Source organism: Streptomyces sp. NPDC001700 (assembly GCF_053596435.1).
Genome location: NZ_JBSFGE010000020.1, coordinates 56,110 through 71,204 on the forward strand (window position 1 = coordinate 56,110; position 15,095 = coordinate 71,204).

Sequence of the window (15,095 nt, forward strand, 5' to 3'; positions counted from 1 at the left end):
GCACCCGACGCTCCACTCTGCCCGCTTCCGGGAGTCCGAGGACGGTGAAAGGGGGCAGTGTGCCGTTCCGAGGGGAATTCGTGATGTCGCAGCAAGGCGCTCCCCGTGGCGCGCCCATGCCGCAGGGGGCGTCGCACGCGACGCCGGACGCCGCGCCGGGGTCCGACGCGGCCGCCGGTGGCTTATCCCGCTTACCGGACCACCCGGACCCGGCTCCGTACGCCCGTACGTCCCGGGTCGGCGGGTTCACCGTCGTGGCGCTGCACGGTGAGATCGACATCGCCGGGCTGTCGGCGGTCGGTCCGGCGATGGACGCCGCCACGGGCGCCCCGGTGCCCGAGGTCGTGGTCGACCTGACGCCGACGACGTTCTTCGACTGCTCCGGGCTGGGGCTGCTGTGCCGCGCCCACCAGCGGGTGGCCGAGCGCGGCGGCCGGCTGCGGCTGGTGTGTGCCGACCCGCTGATCCTGCGCACTCTGCGGGTGGGCGGGCTGCTCGACGCGCTCGTCCCGGTGGCCACGCTGGAGGACGTGGTCGGCGAGGGGTGACCCGTCAGACGCGGGGCGGGGCCATCCGGTGGCCGCGGCGGCGGGGGCGGGGGTGGTGACGATGGTGGCGGTGGTGATGGCGGGCCGGGGCAACGCTGTGACGCTCGGGCGCGATCTTGTTGCCGGTCTGGGCGTTGACCCGGTGGATCAGCAGCGCACCCACGGCGATCAGCGCCAGGAGCACGGCCACGCCGACGACGGTCTCCATGGTGTTCACTCCCTGGGGCCGGGCCCCGGCCTGGAGGTATTCCGGCCGAAATGCGCGAAACCTTGGTGAATACACCGTACCTCCGCCCGGCCGCGAGAGCGCCCCGCGTGCGGTGGCCGATCCATGAGCGGCGCTCTGGGAAAACACCGGCCGCCCGCACCGGCGTCGGGGGTCCGGGTGCGGGCGGCGTGCCCTGATCAGTGGCTCAGGGGCTCAGTGGCTCAGGGGCGGAAGGGTGGCTCAGCTGCTCAGTGGGCCTTGGCCAGGTCCTTCTTCTGCAGGGCGGCCAGGCCGTTCGCCCACAGCTGGTTCACGCGGCTGATCTCGGCCGCGTTCGGCTGCGAGTTCTTGCAGGACGTGCCCGGGCCGCCACCGGACATCAGCTCGCTGCACGGGCCCGAGTAGTGGTCCGGCAGACCGAGCACATGGCCGGTCTCGTGCGCGGTGACCCGCGTGGAGTCGTACTGCTGGTTCTGCTTGTAGTCCAGGAAGATGTAGCCGCTTCCGTGGCCGTCGGTGCTCGCGTACGAGCCTCTGGAATCGTTGCCCTCGCGGTAGGTGAAGTCGGGGCTGCTGCCCTCCCGCAGCTTCACGTTGGTCACCGACGCGTTCCATATCTGGGTGCTGCGCGCTATCACCGACTTGAAGGTCGGCGCCTGGCTCGCGCTGTAGGTGACGGTGACCGCGGCGGCCAGGCTGGGCGCCTTCGCCCGCTTGGCCAGCGCCGACTTCATCACGGCCTTGATGAAGGCGTCGGTCTCGGCCTTCTCCTCGGCGCCGGGGACGTACCCGGCGGTCGTGGTGGCCGTCGTGGACCGGGTGTTCTCGGGCGTGGCCGCCGACGCGGGCACGGCGGCGAGGCTCGCCGCCAGACCGAGGCCGAGGGTCGCGGACAGCGCCAGCTTGGGAAGTGTCACGTGGGGGGCTCCTCATCGTCCTCGGGCCCCGGCCGCCGTGTGGGGTGCGGCGGTGGGAGCCCTGGGATGCACTCTTGGTGCCGCAGAGTCTTGAGGAGATCGGGCGTGGCGCGGAGATACCAACCGGCGATAGTCCCATGGCATATCCCGGTCCGGGCAGGCCGATTGGCCGCCCGATGCGCCGACTCGCCCCGCAGAAAGGAGAATTGGCGCGGTTTCAGTGTCTGGTGTGACGCGCGAGGGCGCCGTTATGCTCCCGCCGTGGAGCTCGAGGTGAGGCACCTTCGTGCGCTGTGCGCCATCGCCGACACCGGCAGCCTACGGAAGGCGGCGCGGCAGCTGGGCATGACCCAGCCCTCTTTGACGACGCAGCTCCGGCGCATCGAGAACACCGTCGGTGGCCGGTTGTTCTCACGGGAGGTCACCGGCAGCCGCCCCACCCCGCTCGGACGGTCCCTGCTGAACCGGGCCCGGCCCATAGTGGCCGATATGAACGCCCTGGTGAGCGAGGTCCGGCTGGAGGTGGGGCAGACCGCGGGCGAGGCCCTGCGCGTCGGCAGCACCGGCAGCCGGGCCGTGGTCGGATGGCTGCGCAGGCTCCGCGCCCGCTTCCCGGACACCGACACCACCATCCACATCGACGTGTCCGCGAACGCCCTGCTGGAGATGGTCGCCGCGCAGCAGCTCGACGCCGCCTTCGTCCACGAGGTCGAGGGCGCCCCGCTGCGGGTCCCCGAGGGGGTGCGGCGCCGGGTGCTGCTGGCCCGCGAGCCGCAGTTCGTGGCCCTCGCCGAGACGCATCCGGCCGCCGCCGCACCGGTGGTGCGGCTCACGGACCTCGCGGGCGACCAGTGGATGGTCGACCCCGCGGGGGACGGCGAGGGGACCGGGCTGCGCCGGGTCCTGACCGCCGCCGGGCTGAACCCCCGGGTGGTGTACGGGGACTATCTGACCGCCGCCGACCTGGTCGCCTCCGGGGAGGTGGTGGCCCCGTGCCAGCCCACGGCCCGGTCACGTCCGGGCATGGCGGTGCGGCCGCTGCACGGGGATCCGCTGTCGGTCGGGCTGTATCTGGCCTCGCGCGCGCCGGACGCGGGCGCCTCGGCCGTCTCCGCCGATGTCGACGCGCTCTTCGCCGAGTTGGAGACCGCGTACCTGGAGATCGCCTGGGCGAGCGACGCCTACCGCCAGTGGCTGGTGCGCAACGACAGCCCGCTGGTGCGCGTACGCGACGCCCGGACGCCGGTCCCGGCGGGCGACATCGGCCTCGCGGGCCCGTCGGACGGGGCGTAGCGCTCTTTCGGTGTCGCGGCCTCAGTCGTCGATCGCCTGGTAGGCCAGCGTCCAGAAGTCGAGGTACACCGGGGAGAACGCCGGGAACTGGGCGCGCTGGGTCAGCAGGACCGCCACCATCTCCTCCTTGGGATCCGAGGCCCAGGACGTGCCGAGCCCGCCGTCCCAGCCGAACCGGCCCGGCACCGCCGCGACGCCGTCCCGCCCGGTGACCACCGAAACCCCGAACCCCCAGCCCACGTTGGACCACGCCCCGGGGAGGAGGCCGGACACCGCCTTCTGGGCGGGGGTGAGCTGATCGGTCGTCATCAGCTCCACGGACGGCCGGGACAGGACGCGCCCGCCATCGCCGCACCGCCCCCGGTCCAGCAGCATCCGGCCGAACGCCAGATAGTCGTCGATCGTGGAGACCAGGCCCCCGCCGCCGTCCGGGAACGCGGGCGGGGCGGCCCACCGGCTGTCCTCGGCCCCGTCGTACGGTTCGAGCTTCCCGGTCTCGGGGTCGGCGAGGTACGAGGTGGCCAGCCGCCCGAGCTTGTCGCGCGGTACGTGGAAACCGGTGTCCGCCATGCCCAGCGGTTCGAAGATCCGCTCCCGCAGAAACGCCTCCAGCGGGCGGCCGGTGGCCCGCGCGATGAGCACGCCCAGCACCTGGGAGCCCGTGTGGTACAGCCACTTCTCGCCCGGCTGGTGCATCAGCGGCAGGGTGCCCAGGCGCCGCAGCCACTCATCGGGGTCCGGCGCCTCGGTGGGGTCCGGCATCCCGACCCCGACCCCCAGCTCCTGGGCGGCGCGCGCCACCGGATACGTGTCCTCCGGGGCCATCAGCAGACCGAAACCCAGCCGGAACGTCAGCAGATCGCGCACGGTGATCGGGCGGACCGCCGGAACGGTGTCCTCCAGCGGTCCGTCGATCCGGCGCAGCACCCTGCGGTCGGCCAGCTCGGGCAGCAGCCGGTCCACCGGGTCGTCCAGCCGCAGCACACACTCCTCGACCAGGATCATCGTGGCGGCCGCGATGACCGGCTTCGTCATCGAGGCGATCCGGAAGATGGTGTCCCGGCGCATCGGGTCCTCGGTGCCGACCGCCTTCGTACCGAGCACGTCGACATGGGTCTCACCGCGCCTGCTGAGCGCCGTGATGAGCCCGGGCGCCTCGCCCTGCTCGACATGGCGGGCCATGACGTCGTGCATCCGGCCCAGCCGCGCGGTCGAGAATCCTCCGGTGCCCATGCGCGTGTCCCCGTTCGTCCGGTGAGAGCTGCCCGGTGAGAGCCGCCCAGCACGGGCCGCCCCGGTGAGAGCTGCCCGTGCAGACTCCCACACGGCACTGACAGCCACCGGCGCGCGGGGGATCAGCCCAGGTCGGGCGGTGCGCCGGGCAGCGGCTGCTCCGCCCAGATCGTCTTGCCCTCCGCGGTCTGCCGACTGCCCCAGCGCCGGCTGAGCTGGGCCACCAGCAGCAGCCCGCGGCCGCCCTCGTCGAAGGTGCGGGCCCGGCGCATGTGCGGGGCCGTGTTGCTGGCGTCGGACACCTCGCAGATCAGCGAGTGGTCATGGATCAGGCGCAGCTGGATGGGCGGGATCGCGTGCCGGATGGCGTTGGTGACCAGCTCGCTGACGACCAGTTCGGTGGCGAACGCGGCCTCGTCCAGGCCCCAGTCGGTCAGCCGCTCGGTGACGTCCCGGCGGGACCGGGCGACACAGGCCGGGTCGGCGGGCACGTCCCAGGTGGCCACGTGCGCCGCGTCCAGCGCGTGGGTGCGGGCGAGCAGCAGGGCGACGTCGTCCAGCACACCGGTCTCGGGCAGCAGCGCGCGCAGTACGGAGTCACAGGTGCCCTCCAGCGAGGCGGCGGGGTGGGCCAGCGCGTCGGCCAGCAGCACGCGCCCCTCGTCCACATCCCGGTCCCAGCCGCCCACCAGGCCGTTGGTGTAGAGGGCGAGCACGGTGTGCTCGGGCAGTTCGAGGTCCATCGCCTCGAACGGCAGCCCGCCGACCCCGAGCGGCGGACCCACCGGCAGCGGTACGAACTCCACCGCCCCGCCGGGGGTGACCACGGCCGGTGCGGGATGGCCGGCCGCGGCCATGGTGCAGCGGTGCGACACCGGGTCGTAGACCGCGTACAGACAGGTGGCGCCCACGTCCCCGGTGGACTCCTCGCCACCGGTCTCGGCGGACAGATGGATCACCAAGTCGTCCAGGTGGGTGAGGAGTTCGTCCGGCGGCAGATCGACGTCGGCGAGGGTGCGTACCGCGGTGCGCAGCCGTCCCATGGTGGCCGACGCCTGGATGCCGTGGCCGACCACGTCGCCGACCACCAGGGCGACCCGCGCGCCGGACAGCGGGATCACATCGAACCAGTCGCCGCCCGCCGCGGTGTACGGCCCGGCGGGCAGATAGCGGGACGCCACCTCCACCGCGGACGGCCGGGGCACCGCCTGCGGCAGCAGACTGCGCTGCAGGGCCAGCGCGGTGTCGCGCTCCCGGGTGAAGCGGCGCGCGTTGTCCACACAGACCGCGGCCCGTGTGGTGATCTCCTCGGCCAGCAGCACGTCGTCCTGGGTGAACGGCCCGGGGCTGCGGTGGCGGATGAACACGGCCACCCCGAGGGTGGTTCCCCTGGCCCGGATCGGCACCGACATGATCGAGTGGATGCCGAACTCCTCGATCTTGGCGCCGCGGGCCGGTTTCAGGGCCATCCACGCACTGATGACGGGGTCGTCGGTGGTGTAGATGATGGGCCGCCCCGCCACCAGGCACTCGGCCATCGGCGAGACCTCCGGATAGGTGTCCACCTGCCCCGGCTCGACCACCGTCTCCGGGCACCCCTCGATGACCGACTTCCGGGCGGTGCGGCGCAGCACGACCGGGCCGGAGAGCGGGCCGGACGGCGGCTCCGCGTCCTGGTCGAGCCGGTCCAGCAGCTCGACGGTGACGAAGTCGGCCAGCCGCGGTACGCATACGTCGGCCAGCTCCTGCGCGGTGCGGTTGATGTCCAGGGTGCTGCCGATCCGTACGCTGGCCTCGCTCAGCAGGAGCAGCCGCTGCCGGGCCCGGTACTGCTCGGTGATGTCGTGCGCCGCCAGGCACACGCCGTGCACCTCACCGTCCCTGGTCTTCAGCGGCGCGAAGTGGGCGGACCAGGCGTGCTCCCGCGCCTCGCCCCCGGTGCGCGGATACGTCTCCACATGGCGCCGTTCGCCGGTCCGCAGCACATACCGCATCAGCGCCTCAAGACCCTCGCTGCGCAGCTTCCCGCCGATGTCCGCGAGCCGCAGCCCCTGGAGGTCGCCCTCGGGCAGGCCGATGACGCGCGCCATCTCGGCGTTCGCGTTGCGCAGCCGCAGATCGGTGTCGTAGATCGCCATGGGGCAGGGCGACTGGGCGTACGCCCAGGTCAGAAGCTTCGCGTCGGAGGGCTCCGCGAGGTCGTCGGCGGGAGCGGGGGCGATCAGCAGCCAGCCGTCGCCGGTGCGGTGGGCCAGCAGCGCCACCTCCACCCGCCGCCCGTCGCGGTGGCGCAGCGCGAGCGTGCCGTGCCAGCGCGCCCGTACCGCCCGGGCCCGCTCCGCCACGCTCCAGACCGGTTCGGCCAGCAGCTCCGTGGCGGGGCGCCCGACCACCTCCGACGGCGGATATCCGAGCAGCCGCCGGGCACCGTCGTTCCAGCCGGTCACCGTGGCGTCACCGCCGACGGTGACCCGCGCCGCGCCCGCTTCGTCCACGTGTTCCAGCCTCGTCCACATTCGGCGGGGCATCAACCAGAGAGGGCGGTAGGCGGCGATAGACGCGGCGATGGATAAAGAAGACCGCACCCGGCCGCGGTGGCGGGCCGGGTGCGGGCGAGGGGCCGGTCGGTCGGCCCCGGAGGCCGGGTCAGGCCTTCTTGGTCTCCCAGAAGATCTTGTCGATCTGGGCGATGTAGTCCAGAGCCTTCTGGCCCGTGGCCGGGTCGGTGGAGCCCTTGGCGGCGCTGAGCGCCTTCAGGGTCTCGTTGATCAGCTGGTGCAGCTCCGGGTACTTCTCGAAGTGCGGGGGCTTGAAGTAGTCGCTCCACAGCACCGAGACGTGGTGCTTCGCCAGCTCCGCGCGCTCCTCCTTGATGGTGGTGGCGCGGGCGCGGAAGTGCGGGTCCTCGTTGGCCTGGAACTTCTCCTGTACGGCCTTGACGGACTCGGCCTCGATGCGGGCCTGGGCCGGGTCGTACACGCCGCAGGGCAGGTCGCAGTGAGCGCTGACCTGAACCTTGGGGGCGAACAGGCGGGAGAGCATAGAGCTGTCCTTCCATTCGTGATCGTCTTCTCAGGTGCGAGATTACTCCGTGTGGGAAGGCTTTTCTCGGGCGGGCCGGGAGGCTTAGGTCAAAAGTCCGGTGACACTCCGGGGTGCCTGGGGCGGTGACCTGCGATGGTGAGGGTGGACGGTGGCGTACGGACCGGAGGTGCCGTGATGCAGGAGCAGCTGCACGATCGCGGGCAGGAGAAGGACCGCGAGCAGCACGGCCTGCTGCGGATGGGGCTGGCCGAGGTGTACAACCCGTCGATGCGGCCGTCGCTGTATCCGGGCGACCAGTTGGTGGTGCGGTACGGGGTGCCCGTGCGGCCGGGGGACGTGGTGGTGCTCCGGCATCCCTTCCGGCAGGACCTGCTCATCGTGAAGCGCGCGGTGGAGCGGCGCGAGGGCGGCTGGTGGGTGATGGGGGACAACCCGGACGTGAAGAACGACAGCCGGGAGTTCGGCGTCGTACCGGACGAGCTGGTGGTGGCCCGCGCGTGGTTGCGGGTGCGGCCGCTGCCGGGGCGGCCCGGGGGCCGGGGTCAGCGGTCGATGGCCGGGCTGCTGTCGTGGGCGGTCTCCGCGGTGCGGCCCGTCCGGTCGAAGTCGCGGGCCAGGGACGTCGCGCCCGGGTCGGGCGCGGAGTCGGCGGAGTCGGCCGGGCGGCCCGCGTCGAGGCGTTTACGGGCGCGGTAGGCGGCGACGTTGGCGCGGGTGGCGCAGCGATCGGAACAGTAGCGCCGGGATCGATTTGTCGATGTGTCGAGATAGACGTTGCGGCAGGGCGGGGCCTCGCAGATGCCGAGCCGGTCGGCGCCCAGCTCGGTGAGGTGGAACGCGAGCCCCATGGAGGCGGTCGCGGCGAATCCGGCACCGGCGTTGGCGGCGTAGTCGGCGATGTGCATGTGCCAGTTGGGGCGGCCGTCCTCGTCCCGCAGCTCGTGCCCGGAGATCTGCGGGCTCACCGGGAACTCGATGAGCAGCGCGTTGAGCAGATCCACGGCCAGCTCCTCGTCCCCCTCCGCCGCCGCCTCGAAGACCGCGCGCAGCCGGGCCCGGACCGACCGCAGCCGGGTGACGTCGGCGTCCGTCGCGCGCCGGGCCGCCTGGCGGCTCTCCCCGAAGAGGGTGCGTACGGCGTCGACCGAGGTGAGCGCGTCGGTGCCGCGTGCGGGCTCCTCGCTGTTGACCAGACGCACGGCGAGATCTGAGTAATAAGCCAGTTCCACTTGTGGTCCTTACGGGGGCGGTCTAGGGTCGGTTCTGGTCAGGTCGGGTAATGGGCGCTCTACGCGCCAGGGTATTACGTACGACAGCGTGGAGGAGAGCGATGACGGACACCCTCGCCGCGGCGGACTGGCAGGCGTGGCAACGGAGCTGGGACCGGCAGCAGGAGTGGTACCTCCCCGATCGTGAGGAGCGGTTCCGGGCGATGCTCGACACGGTCGAGGCGCTGGTCGGACCGGAGCCGAGAATCCTCGACCTCGCGTGCGGCACGGGCAGTATCTCGGATCGGGCGCTGCGCCGCTTCCCCGGCGCCACCAGCACCGGCGTCGATCTGGACCCCGCGCTGCTGGCCATCGCGCGCGGTTACTTCGCGGGGGACGGCCGCATCACCTTCGTCAGCGTGGACCTGCGCGACCCCGGATGGACGGGGCGGCTGCCGCACCCGACGTACGACGCGGTGCTCACCGCCACGGCCCTTCATTGGCTGGGCTCCGATGAACTCCGGGCGCTGTACGGCCAGGTGGCGGAGGTCGTCCGGGACGGCGGAGTGTTCCTGAACGCCGACCATATGCCGGACCCGGACACGCCCCGGCTCAACGACGCCGACCGTACGTACCGCAAGGAGCGGCAGGCGCGGGCCAAGGCCGAGGGCGCGCAGGACTGGGTCGACTGGTGGGGCGCCGCCGCGGTGGACCCGGTGCTGGCGGAGCCGGTCGCCGAACGGTTCACGATCTTCGGCAACCCGGCGGACGGCGACCACGCGGACGGCGAGGTGCAGCCCGCCGCCTGGCACGCGGACGCGCTGCGCGAGGCGGGGTTCGCCGAGGCGCGGTCCGTGTGGTGCTCGGTCTCGGACGCGATGGTGCTCGGGCTCAAGTAACGCGACGCGCGAGGGCGGTACGGGGCATCGCACCCGTACCGCCCTCGCGTCGTATGTCTAGAGCGCCTGTCGTATGCCTACAGCACCTACAGCACCTACAGCACCTTCGACAGGAAGGACTTCGTCCGCTCGTGCTGCGGGTTCGTCAGCACCTCGCGCGGAAGTCCGGCCTCCACGACCACTCCGTCGTCCATGAAGACGACCGAGTCCCCGACCTCCCGGGCGAAGCCCATCTCATGGGTGACGACGATCATCGTCATGCCGTCCTCCGCGAGCCCGCGCATGACGTCGAGGACGTCCCCGACCAGCTCCGGGTCGAGCGCCGAGGTCGGCTCGTCGAAGAGCATCAGCTTCGGCTCCATGGCCAGCGCCCGCGCGATCGCGACCCGCTGCTGCTGGCCGCCGGAGAGCTGTGAGGGGTAGTTGCCCGCCTTGTCGGCGAGGCCCACCCGGTCCAGCAGCTTCAGCGCGCGCTCCCGGGCGACCGCCTTGGTCTCCCGCTTGACCTGCATCGGCGCCTCGATCACGTTCTCCAGCGCGGTCATGTGCGGGAAGAGGTTGAAGCGCTGGAAGACCATGCCGATGTCGCGGCGCTTGGCGGCGACCTCGCGGTCCTTCAGCTCGTAGAGCTTGTCGCCCTTCTGCCGGTAGCCGACCAGGTCGCCGTCCACGTACAGCCGCCCGGAGTTGATCTTCTCCAGGTGGTTGATGCAGCGCAGGAACGTGGACTTCCCGGAGCCGGACGGACCGATCAGGCAGAACACCTCACGCGGGGCGACCTCCAGGTCGATGCCCTTGAGGACCTGTACGGCGCCGAAGGACTTGTGGACGCCCTCCGCCTTCACCATGGCGTTCATACGCTCACATCCCCTGGCGGTTGGAGCCGGACAGCAGGTTGACCCGGATGCGCTGCAGCGGCGTCGCGGGCAGGTTGCGGGTGGTGCCGCGCGCGTAGTAGCGCTCCAGGTAGTACTGGCCCACGCTCAGCACCGAGGTGAGGATCAGGTACCAGGCGGCGGCGAGGAAGAGCATCTCCGCGGTGGCGCCCGTGTTCTGGCCGATGCCCGAGGTGGCCTGCAAGAGATCCCAGTACTGGACCGCGATCACCAGTGAGGTGGTCTTGAGCATGTTGATGAACTCGTTGCCGGTCGGCGGCACGATCACCCGCATGGCCTGCGGCAGGACGACCCGGCGCAGGGTCTTGGTGTGGCTCATGCCCAGCGCCTGGGCGGCCTCGGTCTGGCCCTCGTCGACCGACTGGATGCCCGCCCGGCAGATCTCCGCCATGTACGCGGCCTCGTTCAGCCCGAGGCCCAGCAGGGCGGCCAGGAACGGGGTCATGAAGTCCGACCACTCGTCCTTGTAGATCGGCATGATGTTGATGTACTTGAAGACCAGCCCCAGGTTGAACCACACCAGCAGCTGCACATAGACCGGGGTGCCGCGGAAGAACCAGATGTACCCCCAGGCGATGGAGGACGTCACCGGGTTCTTCGACAGCCGCATGACGGCCAGGACGATGCCGAGGGCCACGCCGAGCACCATCGAGAGGATGGTGATCCAGATGGTGTTGCGGACGCCCTTGAGGACTTCTTGGTCGAAGAAGTAGTCCGGGATGGCGTCCCAGTTCACATCGCCCTTGGCGAAGGCGTAGATGAGCATCGCCAGCAAGGCGATGGTGATGACCGCGGAGATCCAGCGGCCGTAGTGCCGCACCGGGATGGCTTTGATGTTCTCCGGTGCGGGAGACGGGGCGCCGGCCGGTCCCGTCTTGTCGAGCTTCGTTGTCACGGATGAGTGCCTTTCAGCGCGAGCGCGCGAGCGTCAGGGTCGGCCGGGGTCACTTGCCGCCGTTGATGATGGCCTTGGTGACCGCGCCCTCCTTGACGCCCCACTTCGCGACGATCTTGTCGTAGTCGCCGTTCGCGATGATGAGGGCGAGCGCCTGCTGGAGGGCGTCGCGCAGCTCGGTGTTGTCCTTGGAGGTCGCGATGCCGTACGGGGCCGCGTCCACCTGCTCGCCGACCAGCTGGAAGTCCTTGCCGCCGCCGGAGGTCTTCACCGCGTACGCGGCGACCGGGAAGTCGCTGGAACCGGCCGCGGCACCCCCGCCGCGCAGCCGGGTCTGGGCCTCGGTGTCATTGCCGAACGCCTCGACCGCGATTTTCTTCTTGCCGCCCTGCTCGCACTTCTTCGACTCCGCCTTGGCGAGGTCGTGCGAGACGGTGCCGCGCTGCACGACGATCTTCTTGCCGCACAGGTCGTCCCAGGTCTTGATCCCCTGGTCGTCGCCCTTCTTGGTGTAGATCGAGACACCGGCGGTGAAGTAGTCGACGAAGTCGACACCCTCGCCGGCCTTCTTGCCGGTGTCCGGGTCGACACCGTCCTGACGGCCCTTGTTGTCGGTCATGGCCGACATGGCGATGTCGTAGCGCTGCGACCGCAGACCGGACAGCAGGGTGTCGAACGTGGCGTTGTTGAACTCGAACCGGACGCCGAGGACCTTGCCGAGCGCGTCCGCCAGGTCCGGGTCGAGCCCCATGACCTTGCCGTTCTTCTTGAACTCGACCGGCGGGTAGTTGATGTCCGAGCCGACCTTCACCACACCCGCGTCCTGGATCTTCTTCGGCAGCTTGCTGAAGAGCGGCCCCTTCTCGGCCGCGTTGCCGGAACCTCCCGTTTTCGCCTGGTCGGTCTGGTCGCCACAGCCCGTCAGCAACAGGGCTCCCACGACCGCGACTGCGCCGACAGCGGCCGCCCGGGACTTCGTGGTGACCCGGCGACGCGTGAAGCTGGCGGTCATGCTGGTTCCTCCGGCAGGGTGAGGGGGTGTCCGAGGGTCGGGAACACGCGTGTGGGTGTCGCGATCTCGTGTGATTGGGGCATCTTGCCATCTGGACGGGCACGCCCGGGTGGGCTTCCGTGTCAAAATCGGATAACGGGCGATCCCCGTGGTGCACAGGAAACGGACACCGGGCTGTACAGCCCAGGTGCGGAGAGCGGTACGAAATTGTGATCATGCGGCGAATGACGTGTGACGGCGGCATGCATATCCGGAGCCGCTTCGACCGCTTCCGACGGTTATGAGAACTTTCCGAACACCACCGCAACGGAAGACGTTCGTTCTGGGCACACGCTTCCGGTAGAACAGACGGCTACACCCCTCATCCGGGGCTCAGGGCGCGAGTGCGACGCGCCCGGCGTCCGTATCTGATTCCGCGTGGCGGATATCCGCCACGCGGCACCGGACGCGGTGCCCGCCCGCTCCCAACCCGGGGCGGTTACCCTCGACAGAAAACGACAAAGGGGTCTAAAAGTGGCAGCGGAGATGGTGAATCCTCGCAGCGACAAGGCAAGCGACAGCGGCGAAGGAGCCGACGGAGTGACCGACGGAGAGCCCTTCGACCCCGCGTTCGCGCTGCACCGCGGCGGCAAGATGGCCGTCCAGGCGACCGTGCCCGTGCGCGACCGGGACGATCTGTCCCTCGCCTACACGCCGGGCGTCGCGAAGGTCTGCAGCGCGATCGCGGAGCAGCCGGAACTCGTCCATGACTACACCTGGAAGTCCCAGGTCGTGGCCGTGGTGACGGACGGCAGCGCCGTCCTCGGGCTCGGCGACATCGGTCCGGAGGCATCCCTTCCGGTCATGGAGGGCAAGGCGATCCTCTTCAAGCAGTTCGGCGGTGTGGACGCGGTGCCGATCGCGCTCGACTGCCGGGACGTGGACGAGATCGTCGAGACCGTCGTCCGGCTCGCGCCCTCGTTCGGCGGCGTCAATCTGGAGGACATCTCCGCGCCCCGCTGCTTCGAGATCGAGCGCAAGCTCCAGGAGCGCGTCGACATCCCGATCTTCCATGACGACCAGCACGGTACGGCTGTCGTCACGCTGGCCGCGCTGCGCAACGCGGCCAAGCTGACCGACCGCGCCCTCGGCCAGCTGCGCGCCGTCATCTCCGGCGCGGGCGCCGCCGGTGTGGCCATCGCCCGGATCCTCACCGAGGCGGGCATCGGGGACGTCGCGGTCTGCGACCGCAAGGGCGTCGTCTCCGCGGACCGCGAGGACCTGACCGAGGTCAAGCGCGAGCTGGCGGGCTTCACCAACAAGGCGGGGCTCACCGGTTCGCTGGAGACCGCGATGGACGGCGCCGACGTCTTCATCGGCGTCAGCGGCGGCACGGTGCCGGAGGAAGCGGTCGCGAAGATGGCGCCCGGCGCCTTCATCTTCGCGATGGCCAACCCCAACCCGGAGATCCACCCCGAGGTCGCCCACCAGCACGCGGCCGTGGTCGCCACCGGGCGCAGCGACTTCCCGAACCAGATCAACAACGTGCTCGCCTTCCCCGGCATCTTCGCCGGTGCCCTCCAGGTCCGGGCCTCCCGGATCACCGAGGGCATGAAGCTCGCCGCCGCCGAGGCGCTGGCCTCCGTCGTGGCCGACGAGCTGAGCGCGGACAAGGTCATCCCGTCGCCGTTCGACGAGCGGGTCGCCCCGGCCGTGACCGCGGCCGTGGCCGCCGCCGCCCGCGCGGAGGGCGTGGCGCGCCGCTGACCCAGCGGCAGCGCCGAAGCAGCTGAACGGGCCGGGCCGTCCACGGGGCGGCCCGGCCCCTGCTGTTGTAGCCGGGCGGTGTGACTCACATCGCGGCGTGGTTCCGTCCACTTCCGCTCCGGCCTATGGTCGGGATCATGTTCGCTGCCTACGCCGCACGTATCGACCGTGACCAGCCGCTCAGCGGCCTCGAACTGGGCGAGCGCCCCGAGCCGGAGGCACGCCCCGGCTGGACGACCGTCAACGTCAAGGCCGCCTCGCTCAACCACCACGATCTGTGGTCGCTGCGCGGGGTCGGACTCGGCGAGGAGTCGCTGCCGATGATCCTCGGCTGTGACGCCGCCGGGATCGACGAGGACGGCAACGAGGTCGTCCTCCACTCGGTCATCGGCCAGAGCGGTCACGGCGTCGGACCGCATGAGCCCCGCACCATCCTCACCGAGCGCTACCAGGGCACCTTCGCGGAGAAGGTCACCGTCCCCACCTGGAATCTGCTGCCCAAGCCCAAGGAGCTGTCCTTCGAGGAGGCCGCCTGCCTCCCGACGGCCTGGCTGACCGCCTACCGCATGCTGTTCACCAACGCGGGCGTACGCCCTGGCGACAGCGTGCTGGTGCAGGGCGCGGGCGGCGGCGTGGCCACCGCCGCGATCGTGCTGGGCGCGGCCGCCGGGCTGCGGATGGTCGCGACGAGCCGGGACGAGGCGAAGCGCAAGCGCGCGGTCGAGCTGGGCGCCGAGGGGGCGTACGAGCCGGGGGAGCGGCTGCCGCGGCGGGTGGACGCGGTGATCGAGACGGTCGGCGCCGCGACCTGGTCGCATTCGGTGAAGTCGCTCAAGCCGGGCGGCACCCTCGTCATCTCGGGCGCCACCAGCGGCCCCAACCCGCAGGCCACCGAGCTGAACAGGATCTTCTTCCTGGAGCTGAAGGTCGTCGGGTCGACGATGGGCGGCAAGGACGAGCTGGAGGACCTGCTGAGCTTCTGCGCCGCGCGGGGAGTGCGGCCGGTGATCGACTCGGTGCTGCCGCTGGACCGGGCGCGCGAAGGGTTCGAGAAGATGGCGGGCGGGGATCTGTTCGGCAAGGTGGTGCTGACGGTCTGACGGGCTGACCGCCGGGCAGGCTGACGGGCGGTCTTTTTCGGCCTGTATTGCACACCGGTTCGATCGTTCACGGTCGAGAGTGATGTATTGCCATC

The 15,095-nt window shown here is 70.9% G+C and carries 14 protein-coding genes and 1 pseudogene; 6 read left to right on the plus strand and 9 right to left on the minus strand.

Features of this window, described 5'->3' with window-relative positions; all coding sequences use genetic code 11:
* Positions 1 to 83 precede the first annotated feature (83 nt).
* Complete coding sequence (locus ACWC5C_RS30715; protein WP_450880673.1) at positions 84 to 548, plus strand: STAS domain-containing protein; 465 nt, start codon at positions 84 to 86, stop codon at positions 546 to 548.
* Positions 549 to 552: 4 nt separating this feature from the next.
* On the opposite strand, the gene ACWC5C_RS30720 is transcribed toward ACWC5C_RS30715, so the two are convergent.
* Positions 553 to 756: a hypothetical protein gene (locus ACWC5C_RS30720; RefSeq protein WP_450880675.1), complete on the minus strand. Its 204-nt coding sequence runs from the start codon at positions 754 to 756 to the stop codon at positions 553 to 555.
* A gap of 248 nt (positions 757 to 1,004) precedes the next feature.
* Positions 1,005 to 1,673, minus strand: coding sequence for a snapalysin (gene snpA, locus ACWC5C_RS30725; protein ID WP_450880677.1), 669 nt, complete (start codon positions 1,671 to 1,673; stop codon positions 1,005 to 1,007).
* Positions 1,674 to 1,946: 273 nt separating this feature from the next.
* Here snpA and ACWC5C_RS30730 point away from each other — a divergent pair, with 273 nt between their 5' ends.
* Positions 1,947 to 2,966 (plus strand): LysR family transcriptional regulator, encoded by a 1,020-nt coding sequence (locus ACWC5C_RS30730; RefSeq protein ID WP_450880679.1) that lies wholly within the window; start codon positions 1,947 to 1,949, stop codon positions 2,964 to 2,966.
* 21 nt (positions 2,967 to 2,987) lie between these two features.
* On the opposite strand, the gene ACWC5C_RS30735 is transcribed toward ACWC5C_RS30730, so the two are convergent.
* The 3 genes from ACWC5C_RS30735 to sodN all read right to left on the minus strand — a co-directional run bounded on the left by ACWC5C_RS30735 (position 2,988) and on the right by sodN (position 7,241).
* Entirely contained in the window at positions 2,988 to 4,199 is a 1,212-nt protein-coding gene (locus ACWC5C_RS30735; protein WP_450880681.1) for a serine hydrolase domain-containing protein, read from the minus strand.
* 122 nt (positions 4,200 to 4,321) lie between these two features.
* The gene (locus ACWC5C_RS30740; protein ID WP_450880852.1) at positions 4,322 to 6,715 is read right to left on the minus strand and encodes a SpoIIE family protein phosphatase; all 2,394 of its coding nucleotides are present in this window, start codon (positions 6,713 to 6,715) and stop codon (positions 4,322 to 4,324) included.
* A 130-nt stretch (positions 6,716 to 6,845) separates the two neighbouring features.
* Positions 6,846 to 7,241, minus strand: a complete 396-nt coding sequence (gene sodN, locus ACWC5C_RS30745) for a superoxide dismutase, Ni (protein ID WP_450880683.1) — start codon at positions 7,239 to 7,241, stop codon at positions 6,846 to 6,848.
* Positions 7,242 to 7,418: 177 nt separating this feature from the next.
* Here sodN and sodX point away from each other — a divergent pair.
* A pseudogene (gene sodX, locus ACWC5C_RS30750) lies at positions 7,419 to 7,850 on the plus strand (nickel-type superoxide dismutase maturation protease); the annotation flags it as partial.
* Here sodX and ACWC5C_RS30755 read toward each other — a convergent pair.
* The gene (locus ACWC5C_RS30755) at positions 7,787 to 8,473 is read right to left on the minus strand and encodes a CGNR zinc finger domain-containing protein (RefSeq protein WP_450880685.1); all 687 of its coding nucleotides are present in this window, start codon (positions 8,471 to 8,473) and stop codon (positions 7,787 to 7,789) included. The pseudogene sodX and the gene ACWC5C_RS30755 overlap by 64 nt on opposite strands.
* A gap of 101 nt (positions 8,474 to 8,574) precedes the next feature.
* Here ACWC5C_RS30755 and ACWC5C_RS30760 point away from each other — a divergent pair, with 101 nt between their 5' ends.
* Positions 8,575 to 9,351, plus strand: a complete 777-nt coding sequence (locus ACWC5C_RS30760; RefSeq protein ID WP_450880687.1) for a class I SAM-dependent methyltransferase — start codon at positions 8,575 to 8,577, stop codon at positions 9,349 to 9,351.
* A 95-nt stretch (positions 9,352 to 9,446) separates the two neighbouring features.
* Here ACWC5C_RS30760 and ACWC5C_RS30765 read toward each other — a convergent pair whose 3' ends face one another.
* Genes ACWC5C_RS30765 through ACWC5C_RS30775 form a run of 3 tightly spaced genes read right to left on the minus strand, consistent with a single transcriptional unit; the run spans position 9,447 to position 12,154 of the window.
* On the minus strand, positions 9,447 to 10,208 hold the full coding sequence (locus ACWC5C_RS30765; protein WP_385440415.1) for an amino acid ABC transporter ATP-binding protein: 762 nt from the start codon (positions 10,206 to 10,208) through the stop codon (positions 9,447 to 9,449).
* 4 nt (positions 10,209 to 10,212) lie between these two features.
* Positions 10,213 to 11,142, minus strand: a complete 930-nt coding sequence (locus tag ACWC5C_RS30770; protein WP_450880689.1) for an amino acid ABC transporter permease — start codon at positions 11,140 to 11,142, stop codon at positions 10,213 to 10,215.
* Between the two features lie 49 nt (positions 11,143 to 11,191).
* Entirely contained in the window at positions 11,192 to 12,154 is a 963-nt protein-coding gene (locus ACWC5C_RS30775) for an ABC transporter substrate-binding protein (RefSeq protein ID WP_450880691.1), read from the minus strand.
* Between the two features lie 513 nt (positions 12,155 to 12,667).
* Here ACWC5C_RS30775 and ACWC5C_RS30780 point away from each other — a divergent pair.
* Positions 12,668 to 13,900 carry an NAD(P)-dependent malic enzyme gene (locus ACWC5C_RS30780; RefSeq protein ID WP_385440410.1) on the plus strand — a complete coding sequence of 411 codons (1,233 nt, stop codon included), beginning with the start codon at positions 12,668 to 12,670 and terminating at the stop codon, positions 13,898 to 13,900.
* Positions 13,901 to 14,037: 137 nt separating this feature from the next.
* Complete coding sequence (locus tag ACWC5C_RS30785) at positions 14,038 to 15,000, plus strand: zinc-binding dehydrogenase (protein ID WP_450880694.1); 963 nt, start codon at positions 14,038 to 14,040, stop codon at positions 14,998 to 15,000.
* Positions 15,001 to 15,095 lie beyond the last annotated feature (95 nt).

Coding starts and splice junctions, on each gene's coding strand:
- ACWC5C_RS30715 (WP_450880673.1), top strand. CDS start 84: ATGTCGCAGCAAGGCGCTCCCCGTGGCGCGCCCATGCCGCAGGGGGCG.
- ACWC5C_RS30720 (WP_450880675.1), bottom strand. CDS start 756: ATGGAGACCGTCGTCGGCGTGGCCGTGCTCCTGGCGCTGATCGCCGTG.
- ACWC5C_RS30735 (WP_450880681.1), bottom strand. CDS start 4,199: ATGGGCACCGGAGGATTCTCGACCGCGCGGCTGGGCCGGATGCACGAC.
- ACWC5C_RS30740 (WP_450880852.1), bottom strand. CDS start 6,715: ATGTGGACGAGGCTGGAACACGTGGACGAAGCGGGCGCGGCGCGGGTC.
- sodN (WP_450880683.1), bottom strand. CDS start 7,241: ATGCTCTCCCGCCTGTTCGCCCCCAAGGTTCAGGTCAGCGCTCACTGC.
- ACWC5C_RS30760 (WP_450880687.1), top strand. CDS start 8,575: ATGACGGACACCCTCGCCGCGGCGGACTGGCAGGCGTGGCAACGGAGC.
- ACWC5C_RS30765 (WP_385440415.1), bottom strand. CDS start 10,208: ATGAACGCCATGGTGAAGGCGGAGGGCGTCCACAAGTCCTTCGGCGCC.
- ACWC5C_RS30775 (WP_450880691.1), bottom strand. CDS start 12,154: ATGACCGCCAGCTTCACGCGTCGCCGGGTCACCACGAAGTCCCGGGCG.
- ACWC5C_RS30785 (WP_450880694.1), top strand. CDS start 14,038: ATGTTCGCTGCCTACGCCGCACGTATCGACCGTGACCAGCCGCTCAGC.